The organism is Halomicrobium sp. HM KBTZ05, from assembly GCF_041530035.1.
Lineage (GTDB): Archaea > Halobacteriota > Halobacteria > Halobacteriales > Haloarculaceae > Halomicrobium.
This window is the reverse complement of the sequence record NZ_CP168057.1, coordinates 1,565,187-1,585,187: the sequence shown is the minus strand read 5'-3', so window position 1 is coordinate 1,585,187 and position 20,001 is coordinate 1,565,187. Positions and strand designations below refer to the sequence as shown.

The 20,001-nt window shown below is 68.1% G+C and carries 16 protein-coding genes; 5 read left to right on the top strand and 11 right to left on the bottom strand.

Annotated elements, in window-relative coordinates; translation table 11 throughout:
• The first annotated feature begins 84 nt into the window (after positions 1-84).
• On the top strand, positions 85-1,827 hold the full coding sequence (menD, locus tag ACAH01_RS08245; RefSeq protein WP_372478866.1) for a 2-succinyl-5-enolpyruvyl-6-hydroxy-3-cyclohexene-1-carboxylic-acid synthase: 1,743 nt from the start codon (positions 85-87) through the stop codon (positions 1,825-1,827).
• Positions 1,828-1,831: 4 nt separating this feature from the next.
• On the opposite strand, the gene ACAH01_RS08240 is transcribed toward menD, so the two are convergent.
• Both ACAH01_RS08240 and gfo6 read right to left on the bottom strand, forming a co-directional pair.
• A complete protein-coding gene (locus tag ACAH01_RS08240) occupies positions 1,832-2,770 on the bottom strand; it encodes a J domain-containing protein (protein WP_372478865.1) in 939 nt (312 codons plus the stop codon).
• 67 nt (positions 2,771-2,837) lie between these two features.
• Entirely contained in the window at positions 2,838-3,911 is a 1,074-nt protein-coding gene (gene gfo6 / locus ACAH01_RS08235) for a D-xylose 1-dehydrogenase Gfo6 (protein WP_372478864.1), read from the bottom strand.
• A gap of 110 nt (positions 3,912-4,021) precedes the next feature.
• Between gfo6 and ACAH01_RS08230 the strand changes: the two genes are divergently transcribed.
• The gene (locus ACAH01_RS08230) at positions 4,022-4,513 is read left to right on the top strand and encodes a hypothetical protein (protein WP_372478863.1); all 492 of its coding nucleotides are present in this window, start codon (positions 4,022-4,024) and stop codon (positions 4,511-4,513) included.
• A gap of 86 nt (positions 4,514-4,599) precedes the next feature.
• Here the strand turns inward: ACAH01_RS08230 and ACAH01_RS08225 are convergent, their stop codons facing one another.
• The 9 genes from ACAH01_RS08225 to ACAH01_RS08185 form a co-directional block, all read right to left on the bottom strand.
• Positions 4,600-5,610 carry a 3-oxoacyl-ACP synthase gene (locus ACAH01_RS08225; RefSeq protein WP_372478861.1) on the bottom strand — a complete coding sequence of 337 codons (1,011 nt, stop codon included), beginning with the start codon at positions 5,608-5,610 and terminating at the stop codon, positions 4,600-4,602.
• On the bottom strand, positions 5,607-6,803 hold the full coding sequence (locus ACAH01_RS08220) for a branched-chain amino acid ABC transporter permease (RefSeq protein WP_372478860.1): 1,197 nt from the start codon (positions 6,801-6,803) through the stop codon (positions 5,607-5,609). The genes ACAH01_RS08225 and ACAH01_RS08220 overlap by 4 nt, the downstream gene beginning before the upstream one ends.
• Positions 6,804-6,870: 67 nt before the next feature.
• A complete protein-coding gene (locus tag ACAH01_RS08215) occupies positions 6,871-7,908 on the bottom strand; it encodes a branched-chain amino acid ABC transporter permease (RefSeq protein WP_372478859.1) in 1,038 nt (345 codons plus the stop codon).
• Entirely contained in the window at positions 7,905-8,603 is a 699-nt protein-coding gene (locus ACAH01_RS08210) for an ABC transporter ATP-binding protein (RefSeq protein WP_153553563.1), read from the bottom strand. Before ACAH01_RS08210 ends, ACAH01_RS08215 begins: the two co-directional genes overlap by 4 nt.
• Before the next feature lies 1 nt (position 8,604).
• Positions 8,605-9,405 carry an ABC transporter ATP-binding protein gene (locus ACAH01_RS08205; protein ID WP_170094459.1) on the bottom strand — a complete coding sequence of 267 codons (801 nt, stop codon included), beginning with the start codon at positions 9,403-9,405 and terminating at the stop codon, positions 8,605-8,607.
• 1 nt (position 9,406) lies between these two features.
• The gene (locus tag ACAH01_RS08200) at positions 9,407-10,822 is read right to left on the bottom strand and encodes an ABC transporter substrate-binding protein (RefSeq protein ID WP_372478858.1); all 1,416 of its coding nucleotides are present in this window, start codon (positions 10,820-10,822) and stop codon (positions 9,407-9,409) included.
• Positions 10,823-10,887: 65 nt separating this feature from the next.
• Entirely contained in the window at positions 10,888-11,589 is a 702-nt protein-coding gene (locus ACAH01_RS08195) for a helix-turn-helix domain-containing protein (protein ID WP_170094461.1), read from the bottom strand.
• A gap of 169 nt (positions 11,590-11,758) precedes the next feature.
• Positions 11,759-13,321 carry an AMP-binding protein gene (locus ACAH01_RS08190; protein ID WP_372478857.1) on the bottom strand — a complete coding sequence of 521 codons (1,563 nt, stop codon included), beginning with the start codon at positions 13,319-13,321 and terminating at the stop codon, positions 11,759-11,761.
• Positions 13,314-14,117: an alpha/beta fold hydrolase gene (locus ACAH01_RS08185; RefSeq protein ID WP_372478856.1), complete on the bottom strand. Its 804-nt coding sequence runs from the start codon at positions 14,115-14,117 to the stop codon at positions 13,314-13,316. The genes ACAH01_RS08190 and ACAH01_RS08185 overlap by 8 nt, the downstream gene beginning before the upstream one ends.
• A 239-nt stretch (positions 14,118-14,356) precedes the next feature.
• Between ACAH01_RS08185 and ppc the strand changes: the two genes are divergently transcribed.
• From ppc to ACAH01_RS08170, 3 genes are all read left to right on the top strand, one after another.
• A complete protein-coding gene (ppc, locus tag ACAH01_RS08180) occupies positions 14,357-17,053 on the top strand; it encodes a phosphoenolpyruvate carboxylase (protein WP_170094464.1) in 2,697 nt (898 codons plus the stop codon).
• Positions 17,054-17,378: 325 nt separating this feature from the next.
• A complete protein-coding gene (locus ACAH01_RS08175; protein WP_372478855.1) occupies positions 17,379-18,233 on the top strand; it encodes an ABC transporter ATP-binding protein in 855 nt (284 codons plus the stop codon).
• Positions 18,230-19,807 (top strand): ABC transporter permease, encoded by a 1,578-nt coding sequence (locus ACAH01_RS08170; protein WP_372478854.1) that lies wholly within the window; start codon positions 18,230-18,232, stop codon positions 19,805-19,807. The genes ACAH01_RS08175 and ACAH01_RS08170 overlap by 4 nt, the downstream gene beginning before the upstream one ends.
• The last annotated feature ends 194 nt before the right edge of the window (positions 19,808-20,001 follow it).

Genomic DNA, 20,001 nt, shown 5'->3' with positions numbered 1-20,001 from the left:
GAAGCGTCCCCCGTCCGTAGGTCGCGCCATGTGTGGAACGGGTCGTCGGGACCGACGCTGGCAGCCGAGCGAGGGTGACCGGCAGTGACCGAGCCAAACGAGAACACGCTCTGGGGACGGGTCATCGTCGAAGAACTCGTCGCGAACGGGATCGACGCGGTCTGTGTCGCACCCGGCAGTCGCTCGACACCGCTGACCGTCGCGGTCGCACAGCACCCCGAGATGCGCGTCTACTCTCACCTCGACGAGCGGTCGGCGGCCTACTTCGCGCTCGGTCGGGCACGGCGGACCGGGACGCCGACGCCGCTGATCTGTACCTCCGGCACGGCGGCGGCGAACTTCCACCCGGCGGTGATCGAGGCCGACCAGTCCCGTGTGCCGATGGTCCTGTTGACCGCCGACCGGCCCCGAGAACTGCAAGACAGCGGCGCGAACCAGACGATCGACCAGGAGAAGCTCTACGGCGACGCCGTCCGTCAGTACCGCTCGCTCCCAGAGCCCGCACCGGAGCCGCGTCGGCTCCGATCTCTTCGGACCACTCTCTCTCGGGCCGTCGCGACTGCGACCGACACGCCTGCGGGTCCGGTCCACCTGAACGTGCCGGTCTCGAAGCCGCTCGAACCGACGCCGGTCGAGGGCGCGGTTCCGGACGATCTCCCGGAGCGCGCTCCGGTGGGTGCGAACGGCCGGGACGGGCCGATGGTCCGAACGACCCGCGGCGACCGGACGCTCTCGGCGTCGGAACTGTCCGCGCTCGCCGACCGACTCGACAGAGAGCGGGGCCTGATCGTCGCTGGTCCGTCGAACGGACCCACGCCCGACCGAGACGCGCTGGCAGCGCTCGTCGACGCCACGGGCTTTCCGGTGCTCGCCGATCCGCTGTCGGGGCATCGCTTCGGTTCCCACGTCGTCGACCGGCCCATCTGTGGGGGGTACGACTCGTATCTCGACGCCGGGGAGTGGCCCGACCCGGATGCCGTCCTCCGGTTCGGGGCCTCGCCGACCTCGAAGACGCTGCGTCACTGGCTGCGCGACGCCGACGCCGCCCAGTTCGTGGTCGATCCGGCCGGCCAGTGGCGCGAAGCGACGTTCACCGCGACCGATCTCGTCGTGGCCGATCCGACGGGGCTGGCGACGGGGCTGGCCGAGCGACTCGACCGACCGGCCACGGCCTGGACCGAGCGGTTCGAGACCGCAGAGGCCCGCTACTGGGACCTCGCCGAGCGCGCACACGACGAGCAGTTCTTCGAGGGGACGGTCGCCGCGACGGTCGCCAGCGCCGTCCCGGATCCGACGACGGTGATGGTCTCGAACAGTATGCCGGTTCGGGATCTGGATCGGTTCGGACGGCCCCGAGCGGCCGACGTGACCGTCCTGGGCAACCGCGGGGCCAGCGGGATCGACGGGATCACCTCGACGGGGCTCGGTGCGGGCAGCGCGACCGACGACCCGCTAGTCGTGCTCACCGGCGATCTGGCCTACTACCACGACATGAACGGCCTGCTCGCGGTCGGGCGCTGTGACGTGGACGCGACGGTCGTCCTCGTGAACAACGACGGCGGCGGCATCTTCCACGAACTCCCCATCGAGTCCTTCGAGCCGCCCTTTACCGACCAGTTCCGGACGCCCCACGGGCTGGACTTCGAGCCGACGGGCGCGCTGTACGACCTCGAATACGGCCGCGTCGAGGATCGTGGTGCCCTCGCCGACGCCGTGGCGTCCTCGGCCGGTGCGTCCGGCACGCAGATCGTCGAGTGTCGGTTCGACAGCGAGCGGAGCCATCGGTACCGGGATCGGGTCCACGAGCGCGTTCGCGAATCGCTGTAGGGCGCTATCGACCAACGATCGAACGGGTCAAAAGCGAGAAGCCAAACGGCAGCCAGACGCTCCCGAGCGCGACGATGCCCACGAGCCCGGTCACCGGGACGCCCAACGCGACGAGTGCGAGGGGCACCAGGAGACTCCAGGTGCCAAAGACCAGGATGCCCACCGACGGCTGGGACTGGAGGTAACCGATCAACAGCAGGGCACACAGGCCGACGGTGGCGTTGACCACCAGATGGAAGGGTGGAAACACCGTGGTCGCCACCATGATCGGATAGAGGACGAACGTCAGCGCGGCGAGTGAGAGCGGTGTGTCGGCCACGAACGCCCGCAGCGAGTGGCCGCTCGAACCCACGTCGTGTCTGACGTTGTACGTCGCCTGACGGCTCGCGGTCCCCGTCTCGTAGATCCGTTCGCGCTGGCGGCTGTCACGGGTCGAGGTACCCGTCGGCCGAGTCCGTCCCGTCGACGCGCCACTGCCGGTCGAGGTGCCCGCCGTCGTCTGTCCGGCCGCAGTCGCCCCCGTCCCCGCGTCGCGTGCGCCTCGCACGCGCTCGCTGGCCGTTCGCTCCCGGCGTCGTCGCTCCGAAGGACCCGCGTTCGTGCCCGCGGCAGTCGACTCGCTGGGACCCTCCGTCTCGCCGTCTGCCCAGCCGGCTTCGCGGGCCGCACGGGCCGCCGCGCCGCGGGCGTCGTGGTGGTGATCGCTCCCCGCCGTGTCCGCGCCGACGTACGCCTCGTGTCCGAGTCGATCGTAGCGGGCGCGCTCGTCGTCGTCGGTCAGCACGTTGCGGGCCTCGATCACGCGCTGGGTGGCCTCGTCGGCGTCGGCGTCGTCGTTGTGGTCTGGATGAGTCTCTTTCAGTCGCTCGCGATAGGCGTCCTCGATGTCGCTCGTGGTGGCATCTGGATCGACCCCGAGCACGTCGTAGAACGTCTCTGTCATCGAGCGAACACGCTTGGGGGATATCGTCGTGTGGTGATATTAACAGTTGTGTCGCGCCGAGCCCACGCTACAGCGTCACGCGCTCGCCGGTCCGGGCGGACTCGACGGCCGCGCGGATCACGCGCATGTCGACGACGCCGTACTCGCCGTCGGCGAGCGGTTCGGTGTCGGCCAGGAGGTGGGTGCTGAAGTAGTCGAACTCCGCTTGCATCTGCTGGGCCTCGCCCATCTCCGGGAGGTCGTAGGTCGTGTCGATCCCGCTGCGAGAGACGGTGAGCCCGGAGGGCTTCAGGAAGGCCGGCTCCAGCACGAGCTGGCCCTCCGTGCCGGTGACCCGCAAGAATCCGTCCTCGTAGCTGTTCTGACTGGCCGAGATCGACGCCAGCACGTCGTCCTCGTAGACGATCGTCGCCGCGGCGCGCTCGTCCGGCACGTCCTCGAACCCCTCGCTGCCCGAGTACATCGCCGACTGGACCGCTACCGGGTCCCGGTCGAGGACGAACCGCGTCGTGTTGATCGGATAGACGCCCAGATCTGTGATCGACGCGCCCTGACCGGCGAGGTCGGGGTTCAGCCGCCACTGGTCGCGGTCGGGAATCATCTCCAGCAGGCGCTGGGACATGTGGCCGTGGACGTGGGTCGGGTCGCCGACGAACCCGTCGGCCACCAGCTCGCGCATCCGGCGGACGGCGGGATCCGTGTGCATCCGATAGGCCACCATCAGCGTCACGTCCTCGGCGGCCTCGGCCATCGCCTCGGCGCGCTCGACGCTGGCTTCCATCGGCTTCTCACAGAGCACGTCCTTGCCGTAGCTCGCCGCGGCCTCGACGTAGGGCAGGTGCAGCGCGTTCGGCGTCGCGACGTAGACCGCGTCGTACTGGTCCGTGCCGGCACCGTCGGTGAACTCGTCGTAGGTCAGCGCCGTCTCGACGCCGTCGAACTCCTCGGCGAAGGACTCTGCCTTTTCCGCCGAGGAACTGACGACGGTCGTCGTCTCGCAGTGCTCGGACTGCTGGGTCGCGGGGACGGCGTAGTCACGCGTCCACCACCCCAGACCGACCATCGCGAAGCGGACGGTTCCGCTCACGTCGGTCTCCCAGTCGCGCCCCATGAAGTCGTCGAAATACTCGGCGAATGCCATGCGAGTAGGGTCGCCCGCGAGCGAGATAAGTGTGACCTCGACAGCCAGCGTGTGGCTCTACCACGCTCGCGGCCCCGACACTTTTTGCGCGGCCGGCTGTCGTGTATCGTATGTCCCCCAGCCTTCGGTCGGTCGCCCGGATCGTGGCCGCCCTGTTCAGTTCGGTCGTGTTGCTCGCACCGCTGACGTTCGCTCTCCTCGTCGGCGGGGCCGTGACGGTGTTCGATCTCCTCGGCATCGGGGCTCCGGAGCCGCTGGCACTCGTCGGGCCGTTCGTCGCCGGAGCGGTGGCGCTGTGGCTCGCCGTCGAGAGCGCGCTGGTCCAGCTGTACGGCCTCGGGGTGCTCGACCGCGGGCGGCCGATCCAGCGGCGGCTCCGGTACCTCGCGATCGGTGTCACCGTCGTCGCGAGCGTCGTCGCCATCGGTCGCTTCCTCGCGATGACGGTCCCCTGGGCGATCGAGACCGGATCGACGACCGTGCTGGTGCTCGCTGGCGCGCTGGTGCTCGCCGTCGTCGGGACACTCTACCGGACGGTCGCGGCCGCCAGGATCGGGTACGCGCGGGTCTCCCGACCGCGGACGGACGAGCCCCGAGAGTAGCGCGGTCATACTGCCGGCTGTACGTCTGGAAAGCATATTGCGAACCGGTGGTCGCGAACGTCTCGAAACAGTGACAGCCGGCAGTATCAGGCGCGCCACTCCAGCACCGTCGCCGCCCACGTGTAGCCCGTCCCGGCGGCGAGAAAGAGGACCACGTCTCCGTCGTCGAGCCACCCGCGGTTCCTGGCCTCGTGGGTCGCGAGCACCTGGTCGACGCTCTGGACGTGGCCGTACTCCTCCAGGTACAGCTGGTCGCGCTCGCCGAGCCCGAACTGGTCACAGAGGTGGTCGTGGAACGACCGCTTCATGTGGGTGATGGCAGCGAAGTCGACGGCGGCGCGGTCGTAGCCCGAGGCGTCGAGGGCGTCGTCGGCCACCGCGAGGAAGTTCGGCAGACTCACCTCGGCGAGCCGCGCTTTCATCGACTCGTGGTCCGGGACGCGCAGGGAGTGGCGACCCTCCTCGACGGTCGTTTTCGAGGGAGGCTGGACGGTTCCACCCGCCGGGACGATCACGTCGCGCGAGAAGCTCCCGTCCGTGATCGCGGCGCTCTCCCGAACCGTCGCGAGGGCGCGCTCTCCGGCGTCCCGTTCGAGGACCATCGCGCTCGCTCCGCTCCCGAAGTTGAACATGAAGGAGGTGTCCGGGTCGTCGTAGTCGACGAGGTCCTCTTCGCGGCTCGCGGCGACCAGCAGCGCGCGGTCGATCGCTCCGGCCGCGAGCTGTGCGGTCGCCTCTCGGATCGCGATCGGCGCGCCGGCACAGAGCGCGTAGCTCTCGCTGGCGTAGGCGTCGCTCGCGCCCAGCCGCTGGGCCACGTCCGCGGCGAGGCTCCAGACGACGTGGTCTTTCAGCTCGCTCCCGTGGTAGCTGACCAGATCGAGGGCCGCGGCGTCGACGCCAGCGTCGTCCAGCGCCCGCCGTCCCGCCTCGACACAGAGGTCGCTGGGCTGCTCGTCGTGCGCGACGCGCTTCTCGCTGACGCCCATCTTCTCGACGACGACCGACTCGGGGATGCCCGAGCGTTCGGCGATCGTCGCGCCGGAGATCGTCGCTTCGGGCAGTTCGACGGCCAGACCGGTCAGGTGGACCGTCATCGGTCACCCCACAGCCGTTCCGGGAGGCTCCGGGCGACGGGTCCGCCCAGCCGCGAGCGGACCGTGCCGACGATGCCGTCGGGGACGTACAGCACGAACAGGACGAAGACGATCCCGACGTAGAGGCTCGCGTGGCCGTTCAGCGCGGCCGTGATGAACCCCTCGACCGTGAGCCCGCCGACGAGTTCGGTCGTCAGGAACGCCTCGGAAAGCGTCTGTTCCAGATACGGGAGCAGACCGCCGCCCTGACCCCGCTTCGAGAGGAACTCCCGGACGGTCTCGTCGAACAGGTGGCCCCAGAGCGGGCCGGCGAGGGTCCCGAACCCGCCGATGATGCTGGCCAGCAGCGCGTCGCCGCTGGTCAGGAAGTAGAACCCGGACTCGGGGGTCACGGAGCGTTTGAACCCCGCGAGCAGCCCCCCGGCGATGCCGCCGAAGAAGCCGCTGATCGCGAACGCGCCCAGCTTGTAGCGGAAGGTGTCGTAGCCGATGGCCTCGGCGCGTTCCTCGTTCTCGCGGATCGCGACCATGACCCGGCCAAAGGGCGAGTGGAGGATCCGCTGCATCGCCGCGAAGCACAGGAGGACGACGATCCCCACGGCGTAGAACGAGACCGTCGTCGTCCCGAGGGTGTGGCCCGCGAGCGCCAGCGTGTCGCCGGTCAGCGTGCCCAGCGCGACGGTCAACTGATCGACGTAGGGCACCCCGAGCTCGAAGCCGCGGGCTCCGCTCAGCGCGATCCCGTCGCGGGGGTTCGAGCCGACGTAGTCCCAGTCCCGGACGAAGACGTAGAGTACCTGTGCGAAGCCGAGCGTGATCATCGCGAAGTAGACCCCGGTCAGTCTGAACGAGACCAGACCGATCACCACCGCGAGCACCGTCGCGAGGACCGCGCCGACGACGAGTGCCACCAGGAACGGCGTCTCGGGACCCAGCAGTGGGACCTTCCCGTTGGCGATCAGGAGGACGGTGTAGGCCCCGGTGCCGTAGAACGCCGCGTGGCCGAAAGAGAGGTAGCCGGTGTAGCCGCTGACGAAGTCGAACGACATCGCGAACAGCGAGAAGTACAGCACGGCGACCATCGTCTCCATCCGAGGGAGGACGGTGACGGCCACCTCGCCCAGTGGCGACTGGGTGAGGAGGTGATAGATCGCGGGGTAACACGCCAACAGCCCGACGACGACGAGATACACCTGGTGGCGCTCGACGGACTCGATCGGCCAGCTGGCCCGGACACGCCGTCGGATGGAGGTGCTGGCGCTAATGGCCCCCCACCTCCTCGACGCCGTAGATTCCCTGTGGACGGACGATCAGCGCCACGACGAGGATCATGAAGATGGCGACCTCCGGGAGCCAGGTCCACTCGACGACGACGTTCTGGAACCACCAGGTCGTCGTCGCGTCGACGAGGCCGACGATCAGCCCGCCCACGACCGTCCCCCGGAACGTGCCGAGCCCGCCGATGATGACGACGACGAACGCCGGCAACAGCGACTCGGCCGCGAGCGGGACGCTCGCTCCCCAGACCGGGTCCCACATCAGGAGGGTCCCGGCGACGCCCGCGACGCCCGCCCCCAGCGCGAAGACGACGGTGAAGACGCGCCGAACGTCGATACCGAGCGCCTCGGCCATCTCGCTGTCCTCGCTCCCGGCCCTGATGAACAGGCCGTATCGCGTGCGCGTGAGGAATCCCCAGATAGCAGCGACCGTCAGTGCGCCGAGGACGATCTCGAACAGCGCGAGTCCGCGCACGGAGACCGGTCCGAGCGACTGGGACGTTTCCAGAAAGGCAGGGATCGTCCCGAGCGCGGCCTGCCACTCCGCGAGGGGCTGGAGGCCGTAGAAGCCGACGACGATCCGGGCCAGTTCTTCGAGCACGAGGGTCACGCCGAAGGTCAGCAGGATCTGGTAGATCGGCGGCCGATCGTACAGCGGCCGGATCAGGCTCACCTCGATGGAGCCACCCAGTGCCGACAGCAGGCCGAAGACGACCGCCATCGCCACGAAAAACAGCGCCAGCCGAGCCCACGGGCCCGTTCCCTGTGCCACCGTCAGGACCATGACGAGGCCGCCGAGGTACGCGCCGATCATCGTCAGCGCACCGTGGGCGAAGTTCAGCACGCCCAGCAGCCCGAAGATCAGCGTCAGCCCGGCCGCGATCATGACGTAGATCGCCGCCTTCGAGAGCCCCCGGAGGACGACCTCCGCGAACGTGCCCGGCCGGACGAACTCGGCGAGACCGTCGACGAAGCCCACCTGCAAGAGAGTCTGCTGGGCCAGTTCGAGCGCGAGCGTCATGCCGACAGGTACCTCCTGAGCCGGTCGTCGTCGGCCGACACCGCGTCGGCGTCGCCCTCGTCGACCACCCGTCCGTTGTCGAGGACGTAGAAGCGATCTGCCAGATCCAGCGCCAGCGGGAGGTTCTGCTCGACCAGCAGCATCGTCGTCTCGCTGGCGGCCGCGGCCAGTGCGTCGGCCACGTCCGCGACGATCTGGGGGGCGAGCCCCTCGCTGGGTTCGTCCACCAGCAGGAGGTCGTTGTCCCCGACCAGTCCGCGCCCGAGTGCGAGCATCTGCTGTTGGCCCCCCGAGAGCGTCCCGGCCGCCTGATCGCGGCGCTGTTCGAGGATCGGGAACGTCTCGAAGGCGATCGACAGCGCCTCGGCCACGTCGTCGCCGTCGGGCACCGACACGCGGAGGTTCTCCGCGACGCTCAGCTGCGAGAAGATCCGCCGGTCTTCGGGGATCCACCCGACGCCCATCTCCGCGACCTCGTGTGTCCGGCGGCCGACGAGGTCGGTCCCGTCGTAGGTGACACTCCCCGACCGCGGGGGTGTCAACTGGAGGATCGAGCGCAGCGTCGTCGTCTTCCCGACGCCGTTGCGACCCATCAGTGCGACCACGTCGCCGCGCTCGACCGACAGGGAGACGCCTTCGAGCACGTGGCTCTCGCCGTAGTACGTCTCGATGTCGGCCACATCGAGCAGGGCCACGCTACGCGACCCCCTCGGGCTCGCCCGGTTCGTCGCCGTCTTCGGTCAGGTCCCCGGTCTCGTAGCCGCCGAGATAGGCCTCCTGGACGGCCGGATCGGCCCGAACGGCGTCCGGTTCGCCGTCGGCGATCACCGACCCCTGGTTCAGGACGACCACGCGGTCCGAGACCTCCATCACGATGTCCATGTTGTGCTCGACGAGCAGGACCGCGTGGTCCCGGGCCACGTCCTCGATGAGCGCGACGACGTCGTCGACGCTCTCGGAGCTGACACCGGCGTTCGGTTCGTCGAGCAAGAGCACGTCCGGGTCGCCGGCCAGTGCGATCGCCACTTCGAGCTGTCGGCCCGCTCCGTGGCTGAGGTTCTGTGCGAGATCGTCGGCCCGCTCGGACAGCCCGACCCGTTCGAGGATATCGCGAGCCGCGGCCAGATCCGCCTCGTAGGCGTCGCTGGTCCGCCAGAACGTCGCCGCGTGGTCGCTGTGGGCCTGTACGGCGACCCTGACGTTTTCGAGTACCGTCGAGGTCGGGAAGACGTTCGTGATCTGGTACGAGCGGTGGACGCCGAGGCTCGCGATCTCGGCCGGCGGCGTCGCCGTCACGTCCACCCAGTCGCCGTCGTGGCGGAACTCGATCCGTCCGTCTGTCGGCTCCAGTGCGCCCGTCAGCAGGTCGAAGAACGTCGTCTTGCCCGCGCCGTTGGGGCCGATCAGCGAGCACAGCTCCGACCCGAGGTCGAAGTCGACGCCGTCGACCGCCGTGATACCGCCGAACCGCTTCGTGAGTCCCCGCGTCCTGAGCATGTTACAACGAGCAGTTCATGTCGTCGCTGTCTGCCGGAATCGTTACCTGGTCGCCGGAGATCCGGGCCAGGGGGTCGCCGGGCTGGATGAGCGAGTCCCAGCTGTCGGCCCACTGGTCCTGTGTCGGAACGGGGTTGGCGACGGTCATCTCCGAACGGGCCTGGTTGTTGTACTCCTGGAAGGTGTAGCCGTTCTCGCCTTTTGGTGTGTCGGTGACGGTCATCCCCTTGAGCGCGCCCGTGATGTCGTCTGGATCCGTCGAGCCGCCCTCGGTGACGGCCTGGTGGATCGCCGACGCGCCCGTGAACGTGCCTGCGGTAAAGAGGTCGGGAACGACGCCGTAGGCGTTCGTGTACGACTCGACGAAGGCGTCGTTGATCGGGTTGTCGTACTGGTTCCAGTGATAGCGGGTCGTGAACGGTCCCAGTCCCGCGCCCTCGATTTTCTCCTCTGTGAGCGGGTCGCCGAGCACGCGCTGCATCGTCTGGCCGACGACGGCGTTCGTGATCCGGGTGGCGAACCCGCCGAAGGCGCGATAGGAGTAGTCGCCCGAGAGGAAGGCGCTGAACAGGTTCGGGAGCGTCGCGACGGTGAACCCGCCGACGATCCCCTCCGCGCCCGCGTCTTCTGCGTTCTCCAGCAGCCCGTCCCACTCCGAGTACCCCTGGTTGACGAACCGCTCGCCGACGATCTCGATGCCCTCGGACTCCAGCACCGATCGGTAGTTGTTGACGACGGCCCGACCGAAGCTGTAGTCCGCACCGAACAGGTACACCTTCGATACGTCGGTCTCGGTGGCGACGTACCGGCCGCCAGAGCGGGCGTCCATCGCCGTGTTCTCGCTGGCACGGTACACCAGATCGCCGCAGGTCTCGCTCTCGGCGGTGATCCCCGCCGACGCCGCCGGCCCGACCATCATCGGGACCGACGACGCCTTCACGACGTTGGTGATGACACGCGAGGCCGCACCCGAGGACGAACAGCCAAAGAGCATGTCGACGCCCTCGTTGCTCACCAGATCCGTCGCGGCCGACTGCGCGCCGTCGGCGGTGAACTCCGTGTCGCGGACGATCAGCTCGTACTCCACGTCGCCGGCCGAGACTGTCGTCGTCCCGGTGCCTACGTCGGTGGGCGGATCGGCGTCGGCCTTGTACGCGAGCCCGGAGAGCAGTCCCCAGAGGCCCTGCTGGCCGTAGTATGCCAGGTCCCCCGAGAGCGGCTGGAGGACACCGATCGAGAGCCGTTGCGAACTCGACTGTGTCGTCGACGTGTCTTGCATGTTTGTCTCCGTGTCGCCGCCGTCGCCACTCGCCTCCGTGTCGCCGTCACCACCGTCGCCGGTACAGCCAGCGAGCGCGACGACGCCCGCACCACCGAGCGATCGGATCGCACGCCGTCTCGTGACAGTCAGGTCCATAACGAATAATGACTAGCTCCACAGCCACAAAGCCACGAAGGTTTACATGTTAACGAGGGCAGGCGCTACTCGATGTCGTCCAGCGCCGTGACGACGCGGTGGATCATCTTCCGTTGCCCCCGACGGAGATTCTTCGAGACCGCCGGCTTGGACACGCCGAACTCGTCGGCCAGGCTCCCGAGGGTGGCGTCGCGCGGCGTCTCGAAGTAGCCACTGGAGACGGCGGCTTCCAGGGTCTCGCGTTCGGTGTCCGAGAGGTCCTGGCACCCCTCGATCAGCGTCATCGCCGCACCGGCGTTTTGCACCAGATCACCCATCTCCGGGAGGGAGGTGTCGGTGCGCTCGACGACCTCGTACTCGTTGTTCCGGTCGAGCTCCGAGAGGGCGCTGTCGGCCTCGCTACTCGCGTCGAATCCGACGTGCCAGACCTCGCTCCCGTCCTCGATGTAGAAGGGGCCGGTGACGTAGCCGTCGTTGCTCCTGATCGTCGCCATCGCGTCGGTCTCGGCGATGACCGTCCTGATCTGGGCGACGTTGTCGCGCCGCGCTACGAGCGAGCAGTCGTTCATGTTCCCGTGGTCGCGCAGCGTTTCGAGCCCCACGGAGAGCTCCTCTCGGTCGGCCCCCTCCACGACCATTCGCGTCTCTAGCTCCTGCGTTCGCCGATCGAAGTCCCAGTGGACGGCCGAAAAGGTGAGAGCGTGATCTGCCGTCGTATCGATGAACGGACAGTCGTACTGCTCTACGTCCATTGATAGTTCGATCATGCGACGACCTTCCGCCCTATACCTCACGCTAGATAGTGATAAACAATTCCGCCCTCGAAGGTAGTAGGGAGTTGTTACTGTGCTGATACCGTCGCCAGACCCTACTGTCGCCCGCCACAGTCTCACGACAGTCGCCGCCCAGGCGTGGCGACACTCGTCACAGACAGTATCAGGACCCGTACTCGTCAGCGACCGCGTCGCGGTCGATCTTGTCGGGACCGCTGCGGGGGAGCGAAGCGACGAAGACGAGATCTCTCGGTCGTTTGTACCGTGCGAGTCGGCCGTCCAGAAACGACGTGAGCTCTTCGAGCGTGAGCGAGTCGTCGCCGACGACGACGGCTCGGCCGACCTCGCCCCACTGGTCGTCCTCGACGGGCACGACGACCACGTCGTCGACCTTCGGATGGGCGGAGACGGCGTCCTCGACCGCTGCGGGGAAGACGTTCTCGCCCCCACTGACGTACATGTTCTTCTTGCGGCCCTCGATGCTGACGTAGCCGTCGTCGTCGATCCGCGCGAGGTCGCCGGTAGCGAGCCAGCCGTCTTCCCGGAAGGTTGCGGCGGTCGCTTCGGGCCGGTGCCAGTACTCCGTCGCGGCGTGGGGCGACCGGAGGTGGAGTTCGCCGACTTCGCCGCGAGGGAGTTCCGTGCCGGTGTCGTCGACGATCCGCACGTCGACGTGGACGTTCGGGACACCGACGGTGTCGGCCTTCTCGCTGGGCCAGTCGTCGGGCATCGCGAAGTTGTTGGGGCCACACTCGGTCAGCCCGTACCCCTGTGAGAGGTCGACGCCGCGGTCCCACCACGCCGACAGCACCGATTCTCGACAGGGGCCGCCGCCGGACTTGGCGAGTCGCAGCGTCGAGAGGTCGGTTTCGGCCCACCGTTCGTGGTCGACCATCATCCGCAACACCGCCGGGACGGCCACGAGGAGCGTGGCCGACCGCGCCTCGATCAGTTCGAGCACCTCGCCGGGATCGAACTCTCGGGCGAGGACGACGGTCCCGCCCATGTGAAAGACCGGCACCGTCAACACGTTCCACCCGCCGGTGTGGAACATCGGGAACGTCAGCGGCGTCACGTCGTCCGGCCGCAGCCCCCAGGCGGTGACGGTGTTGGTCGCGTTCCAGACGATCGCCTCGTGGCTGAGGACGGTCTCTTTGGGGGTCCCCGTCGAGCCGCCGGTGTGCAAGAACAGGTGTGGGGCTGCCGGCTCCAGCGTCGGCCCGTCGTAGGGGGATCGGTCGGCCGGCAGCGATTCGTCGAGGCGGTCCCAGGTCGTCTCGCCGGCCGTCGCCAGCGAGCGCACCGGACAGTCGATGTCGGCGTCGGCGAGGGCCTCGGCCGCGTCGTCGGCGAACGGCTCCTCGACGACGAGCAGCGACGGGGCCACGTCGTCGAGCAGCGTCCCGAGTTCCGGCGGTGCCAGGCGATGGGAGAGGGGCGCGAGCACGCCGCCGGTCTTGCCCGTCGCGAAGAACAGATCGACGAACTCGGGACGGTTTCGTGAGAGCACGGCGACGCGGCCGCCTGCGTCGGGATCTGCCCCGCCCTCGCGGGTCACGCCGTGATCGGCCAGCAAGCGCGCACAGCCGTTGGCGCGGCGGTCGAGTTCCGCGTATGTGTACTCCGTGCCGCTGGTCGCGTCGACCAGTCCGACCCGGTCGGGCGACAGCGCCCGCCTGCGTGCGCTCCAGTCACCCACCCACCGCTGGGGCCCGTGCTCAGACATCGTCGAGGAACGACTGGAGGTGTTCGTTGACGGTGTCGGCCTGTTCGATGAAACAGAGGTGCGAACCGCCGTCGACGGCTACCAGGCGACTGTCGGGAATCGCTTCGTCGAGCAGCGTCGCGTTCTCGAAGGGGATCACCTCGTCGGCGGTGCCGTGGACGATCAGCGTCGGCAGGTCGATCGCCCCGAGCCTGTCGCTCTCGTCGAAACCGACCGCGGCGGCGCTCTGCCACTCGTAGGCCTCCTCGGAGGGGTCGGTCTCCAGTCGCCACTCGACGATGCGGTCGACCACGTCGGACCGTTCGTCCCAGAACTCGTCTGTCACGGCCGGGCGCATCTTGTGTCGGATCGTCGCCGCCTCGTCGTACTCCTCGGGGACGTTCAACATCCGCTGCTGGGTGTCCGCCGGAATCGGGACCGCCGCCTCGCCGCCCGGCGTCGTCGCGATCAGCGTCAGCGAGTCGGCCCGATCGTAGTCGAGGACGTACTGCTGGGCGATCATGCCGCCAAGGCTCGCACCCACGACGTGGGCCGTCTCGACGCCAGCGTCGTCGAGCACGGCCTCGAAGTCGCCCGCCATCTGCTCGGTGGTGTACGGCCCCGGCGGCTCGTCGGAGTCGCCCGTGCCACGGTTGTCCCAGACCAGCGTCTCGTAGGACTCCGAGAGCGCCTCGCGCTGCCAGCGCCACATCCAGGTGCCGTAGCTCAGCCCCTCGACGAACGCGACCGTGTCGGCGTCTGCGGCTCCCGAGCGTTCGTAGGCGAGCGTTACACCGTCGTGCGTGGCAGTCGGCATAGTTTCACTTGGTCGTGATATCCCATCAACATTGACGTTCACGTGTGAACCCTGGCTCTCCACACCGGCGGCCGCCGCGACTGTTCCGTTCGACGGAACGCCCGCTGGCGGTCGATCTGGGATCGAGCCACGACGTTCCGTGGCAAGGCAATCATAAACAATGGACGAATGCTTACAGTGGGACGACAGGCATTTTGACTTTCGCTAGAGTTTTAGGACTCCCCCGAGTCTCCACTGGTATGAATTTGCACGCCAGGGAAATAAACGAGGACGTGCGCGAGCTGGGGGAGCTCCTCGGGGAAGTGATCGAGGCACAGACATCCACCGAAGGGTTCGAGACCGTCGAGAACATCCGGACGTCGTCGATCGACTACCGCCGCGGCGACGCCGACGACCGCGACGACGTCGAACGGACGCTCGACCGTCTCTCGCCGGACATGCAGGACATCGTCGCCCGTGCTTTTACTACCTACTTCGAACTGATCAACCTCGCAGAGGAGCGCCAGCGGGTCCGCGAGATCCGCGAGGGGAGCCAGGAGGGCGTGCTCGAAGACAGCGTCACCGACGCCGTCGAGAAGCTCTCCGATCGGGGAGCAGACCCAGAGACCCTCGAACAGGTCCTCGACGACGTGCTCATCGAGCCGACGTTTACCGCCCACCCGACCGAGGCACGACGCAAGACCGTCAAGGCCAAGCTCCGGTCGGTCGCCAACGACCTCGAAGTGCTCGACGAGGTCCGGCTCACGGACAGCGAACAGGACGACATCGAAGACGACCTCGCCGCTGAGGTCACGAGCCTCTGGCAGACGCCACAGGTCCGCGACCGACGCCCGGAAGTGACCGACGAGGCGCTCAACGTCCAGTGGTACATCGAGAACGTCCTCTTCGAAGTGATCGACGAGGTCTACGACGAACTCGAAGACGCCATCGACGAGGAGTACGACGGCGAGGTCGACGTGCCAAAGCTCTACGAGTTCCGCTCGTGGGCCGGCTCCGACCGTGACGGCAACCCCTTCGTCACGCCCGAGATCACCGAGGAGACCCTGGAGCGCCAGCGCGACGTCGTGCTCCCGCTCTACCGGGACCGCCTCAAGGAGCTGTCGGGCGTGCTGAGCCAGGACGCCAGCAACATCGACACGACCGACGCCTTCGACGAGCGACTCGAAGAACACAAGGAAGCGCTGCCCGGCGTCGCCAGCGAGGCCGAGGAACGCTACCCCGACGAGCCGTACCGCCAGAAGCTGAAGCTGATGCGCGAAGGCGTGCTCCGGGTGGGCGACGTTCGCTCCGGAGGCTACTCCGATTCGAGCGACCTGCTGGCAGACCTCCGCGCCATCGCCGACGACCTCCGTGCCAACGACGCCGACGTGATCGCCGAGGCCCACGTCGATCCGCTGATCCGCAAGGTCGACACGTTCGGCTTCACGCTGGCCGGACTGGACATGCGGGACCACCGCAAGATGCACACCGACGCCATCGCGGAGACCGTCGACCGCGAGGGCATCGACTACGCCGACATGGACGAAGACGAGCGCGTCGAGTTCCTCACCGAGGCCATCCTGCAGGACGGCCAGATCGTCGACATGGAAGACGTCGACGGCCTCTCGGACGACTCGGCCCGCGTCATCCGACGGTTCCGCAAGCTGGCCGACTGGCAGCGCGAGTTCGGCGTCGACGCCATCGACACCTACGCGATCAGCTGGTGTGAGGAAGCGAGCCACGTGCTGGAAGTGCTCTTCCTGGGCGACCAGGCGGGTATCGTCGACCTGCCGGGCTACTGCGGGCTCGACATCGTCCCCCTGCTGGAGTCGAAGTACGCGCTCGACGGCGCGCGACGCATCATGGGCACGCTGTTCGAGAACGACGCCTACGAGGCGGCACTGGCGGCCCGCAACGGCGTCCAGGAGATCATGCTGGGCTACTCCGACTCCAACAAGGAGAACGGCTACCTCGCCGCCAACTGGTCGCTGTACCGCAACCAGAAGCGGCTGGCGGCGATCACCGACGACTTCGACGTGGAGATGCGGCTGTTCCACGGCCGTGGCGGTTCGATCTCGCGGGGCGGCGGCCCGATGAACGACGCGATGCTGGCCCTGCCCAACGAGACCGTGACGGGCCAGATCAAGTTCACCGAGCAGGGCGAGGCCATCGCCGAGAAGTACGCCAACGAGGCCATCGCAGAGCGCAACCTCGAACAGATGCTCAACGCACAGGTTCGCTCTCGGTACAACGCCCTCGAAGAGCCCGTCGAAGAGATCCCCGAGGCCTGGGAAGAGGCCATGGAGACCGCCTCTGAGGCGGCCCGCCAGAAGTACGAGTCGCTCCTGCAGACGGAGGGATTCGTCGACTTCTTCGAGCAGGCGACGCCGATCTCGGTGATCGAGAACCTCAACATGGGCTCTCGTCCCGCCTCCCGGTCGGGCGACCGCAGCGTCGAGGACCTGCGAGCGATCCCGTGGGTGTTCTCCTGGACGCAGGCCCGCTGTATCATCCCCGGCTGGTACTCGATCGCGACGGGGCTACAGGCGTATCTCGACGACGGCGGCGACGTGGAGACTCTCCAGGAGATGTACGAGGAGTGGCCGTTCTTCCAGACCAAACTGGACAACGCGTCCCTCGCGCTGGCCCGGACGGACTTCGACATCGCCGAGGAGTACGCCGCGCTGGCCGACGACGACCTCCGAGAACGGATCTTCCCCGACATCCGCCAGGAGTACGAGGACACCGTCGACATCGTCACGGAGATCACCGGCCGTGACAGCCTCCTCAAGCGCGAGTGGCTCGAACAGAACCTCGACCGCCGGAACCCCTACGTCGACCCGCTCAACCTCCTGCAGGTGCGCCTGCTCGCACAGAGCCACCTCACGGAGACCGAGCGCCGGACGCTGCGCCTGACCGTTCAGGGGATCGCCGCCGGCATGAAAAACACCGGATAACGCCTCCCGGTCGACCGGTCGGGGTGCCGTGATACTACCGGCTGTAAATCTGTGACCGATTTCGCCACCCCAGGGTGGCGAAGATCCTCACGACGTTACAGCCGGCAGTATGAGACAGTCGCCGACCGAGACCGCTTTCGACGGAACTTCCGGCTCGGAAACTCTCGTTCTGTTTTTATACTCGACCCCAGCCACCAGTGGGTATGGCTCTTCACACTGGCCGCGAGATCGATCGTGGCATCGGCCGACCGCCCTCCAGCTCTATCGTCCTGCCGACGGTGACGCCGTCGTCAGTCTCCCACGTCGAGCGGAGGGACCGGTGACGATGCGACTCGAACTCGACGGGATCGAGAAGCGGTACGGCGACGAACACGCGCTTCGGGACGTGGACCTCGTGCTCGAACCCGGCGTCGTCGGGCTGCTCGGCCCCAACGGTGCCGGCAAGTCCACGCTCATGCGGATCGTCACGACCGTGCTCCAGCCGACCGACGGACAGGTCCGCTGGAACGGGACCGACGTGCGCGAGGAGCCACGCGCGATCAGGGACTCGGTCGGCTACCTCCCCCAGTCGTTCGGCGTGTATCCGAGTCTGACGGCTCGGGAGTTCCTCCGCTATCTGGCGGCGATACGGGGCGTCTCGAAGGTCGGCGAGCGCATCGACGACCTCCTCGCGCTCGTCAACCTCGAAGCGGCGGCCGATCGTCGCCTGGGCGGATTCTCGGGGGGCATGCGCCAGCGCGTGGGGATCGCCCAGGCGCTGCTCGCGGACCCGGACCTGCTCGTCGTCGACGAACCGACCGTCGGACTCGATCCGACAGAGCGCGTCCGCTTCCGGAACGTCCTCGCCGAACTCGCCGAGGATCGGATCGTGGTGCTCTCGACGCACATCGTCTCGGACGTGGAGGTGACCGCGAGCGACATCGTCCTCCTCAACGACGGACGCGTGCTGGCCCACGAGTCCCCGGCCGCGCTGCTCGACGAGGTCGCGGGTTCGGTCTGGGAGTGGACCGTCGGCGACGACGACCTCGCCGCGGTCAAACGCGAGTACACGATCAGCGGGACGGCCCGGCGCAGCGACGGCGTCGCGGTCCGGGTCGTCTCGGCGTCGCGGCCGACGCCGGCAGCCGAGCCCGCGGAACCGACCCTCGAAGACGCGTACCTCGACGCGATCGGACGATGACCGGGCCACTCAGACCGGTTCTCGCCGTGGCACTGGCGGACTTCAGAGAGCGGTCGCGCTCGACGACGTTCCTCGTCGTGCCGCTGCTGGTCGCGTACTTCGTGAAGATCGTCACCGTCGACTCGACGCTGGTGGTCGGCACCGACTACACCGGCCGCCCGACGATCGCCTGGCTCGCCGGGATGACGACCGTCATCGGGACGACGGTGCTCGTCCTCTTCGGGTTCTCCCTCGTGAAAGACAGCATCGGCAGAGACCTGGAGACGGGGGTGAGCGAACTGATCGCGCCCTCGTCGCTGTCGAACGGCCAGTACCTCCTGGGGAAGTGGCTGAGCAACGTCGCCGTCCTCGCGTTCGGGACCCTGGTCCTGCTCGCTTCGACCGGCGTCGCCGCCCTCTTCGTCGGCGTGGGCGCGTTCGACCCCTGGGCGTTGGTCTCGCCGTTCCTCCTGATCACGCTCCCGGCCGTGGCCGCCGTCGCGGCGGTCGCGGTCTGTTTCGAGACGATCGGACCGCTCCGTGGCACCGCCGGCACCGTGATCTACTTCCTGCTCGCGCTGACCGCCATCGTGGCCGGGATCGCACCGGACCCCCCGCTGGATCTCGTCGGACTCGCGGTCGTCCGCGACAGCATGGCCCAGTCGATCGCGGCCCAGTATCCCGCCTTCGACGGGTCGGTCTTCGGCTTCACGTACACGGACGATCCGGGCGGTCTCGCCGAGTTCACGTGGGCGGGAATCGCCTGGACCGGGGCGCGGCTCGTGACCCGTCTCCCGGTACTCGCCGTCGCGTGTGGATTCCTCGGTGTGGCCCGGCTCGCGTTCGACCGGTTCGACGACTCGACGCGTTGGTCGTTCCTGTCTCGCTCGGAGTCTGATCGAGGGACTGCGGACGACGAGGTGGAACCGCCGACGGCAGACGACCCCTCGACGACAGAGGATCCGTCGGTCGACGTCGACCTCGCACCCGTCAGCCGCGACGGTGGCTCGACCGGTCCCGTCTTGCTGGCCGAGCTCCGGATGGCGCTTCGCGGCTATCCGCGGTGGTGGTACGTAGCGGCCGCGCTGGCCGTCCTCGCGACTGCCGTCGCGCCGATCGGTGTCGTCCGCACGCTCGTCGTCCCGCTCGCGCTCTTGCTCCCGCTCTCGGCGTGGTCGGCACTCGGGACGCGCGAACGGCGACACCGCACGACAGAGCTGGTGTTCGTCGGCAGCAGACCGACCCAGCTGCTGGGCGCGACCTACGCGTCCGGCGTCGCGATCGGGCTGTTGGTGTCCGTGCCCGCAGCTGTCCGGTTCGCCCTCTCCGGGATGGACGGCGCGCTCGTGGGGTGGCTCGCGGCCGTCCTGTCGCTGCCGGCGATCGCGCTCGCGCTGGGCGTCTGGACCGGGCGGTCCAAGAGCTTCGAGATCGCCTATCTGACGGCGTGGTACCTCGGTCCCGTGAACGGACTCGGCGCGCTCGATTACGTCGCTGCCCGGCCGTCGACGGCGTCGGCGGGGATTCCAGTCGTCTACCTGGCACTCACAGTCGTCGCGCTCGGCGCGGCACTCGTGGGCCGGCGACGACAGTAGCTCCCCATCACTGTTCCCACGGACGCGGGTGAGCGTTCGGACGTATCATTTTCTGAACCATCGCGGCGTTCGTCACACGACGTGAAGTGTAAGAATTAATCTACGTTTGGCCGTCCGTGGTGGTGTTGGCGCACCGTCTGTATCAGCCACGACATCGCTCCTCGGTCGGTCTCAGCGCCCCGCCTCGTCGCTTC

Coding starts and splice junctions, on each gene's coding strand:
- ACAH01_RS08240 (WP_372478865.1), bottom strand. CDS start 2,770: ATGACAGAGACGTTCTACGACGTGCTCGGGGTCGATCCAGATGCCACC.
- gfo6 (WP_372478864.1), bottom strand. CDS start 3,911: ATGGCATTCGCCGAGTATTTCGACGACTTCATGGGGCGCGACTGGGAG.
- ACAH01_RS08230 (WP_372478863.1), top strand. CDS start 4,022: ATGTCCCCCAGCCTTCGGTCGGTCGCCCGGATCGTGGCCGCCCTGTTC.
- ACAH01_RS08225 (WP_372478861.1), bottom strand. CDS start 5,610: ATGACGGTCCACCTGACCGGTCTGGCCGTCGAACTGCCCGAAGCGACG.
- ACAH01_RS08215 (WP_372478859.1), bottom strand. CDS start 7,908: ATGACGCTCGCGCTCGAACTGGCCCAGCAGACTCTCTTGCAGGTGGGC.
- ACAH01_RS08205 (WP_170094459.1), bottom strand. CDS start 9,405: ATGCTCAGGACGCGGGGACTCACGAAGCGGTTCGGCGGTATCACGGCG.
- ACAH01_RS08200 (WP_372478858.1), bottom strand. CDS start 10,822: ATGGACCTGACTGTCACGAGACGGCGTGCGATCCGATCGCTCGGTGGT.
- ACAH01_RS08195 (WP_170094461.1), bottom strand. CDS start 11,589: ATGATCGAACTATCAATGGACGTAGAGCAGTACGACTGTCCGTTCATC.
- ACAH01_RS08190 (WP_372478857.1), bottom strand. CDS start 13,321: ATGTCTGAGCACGGGCCCCAGCGGTGGGTGGGTGACTGGAGCGCACGC.
- ACAH01_RS08185 (WP_372478856.1), bottom strand. CDS start 14,117: ATGCCGACTGCCACGCACGACGGTGTAACGCTCGCCTACGAACGCTCG.
- ppc (WP_170094464.1), top strand. CDS start 14,357: ATGAATTTGCACGCCAGGGAAATAAACGAGGACGTGCGCGAGCTGGGG.
- ACAH01_RS08175 (WP_372478855.1), top strand. CDS start 17,379: ATGCGACTCGAACTCGACGGGATCGAGAAGCGGTACGGCGACGAACAC.
- ACAH01_RS08170 (WP_372478854.1), top strand. CDS start 18,230: ATGACCGGGCCACTCAGACCGGTTCTCGCCGTGGCACTGGCGGACTTC.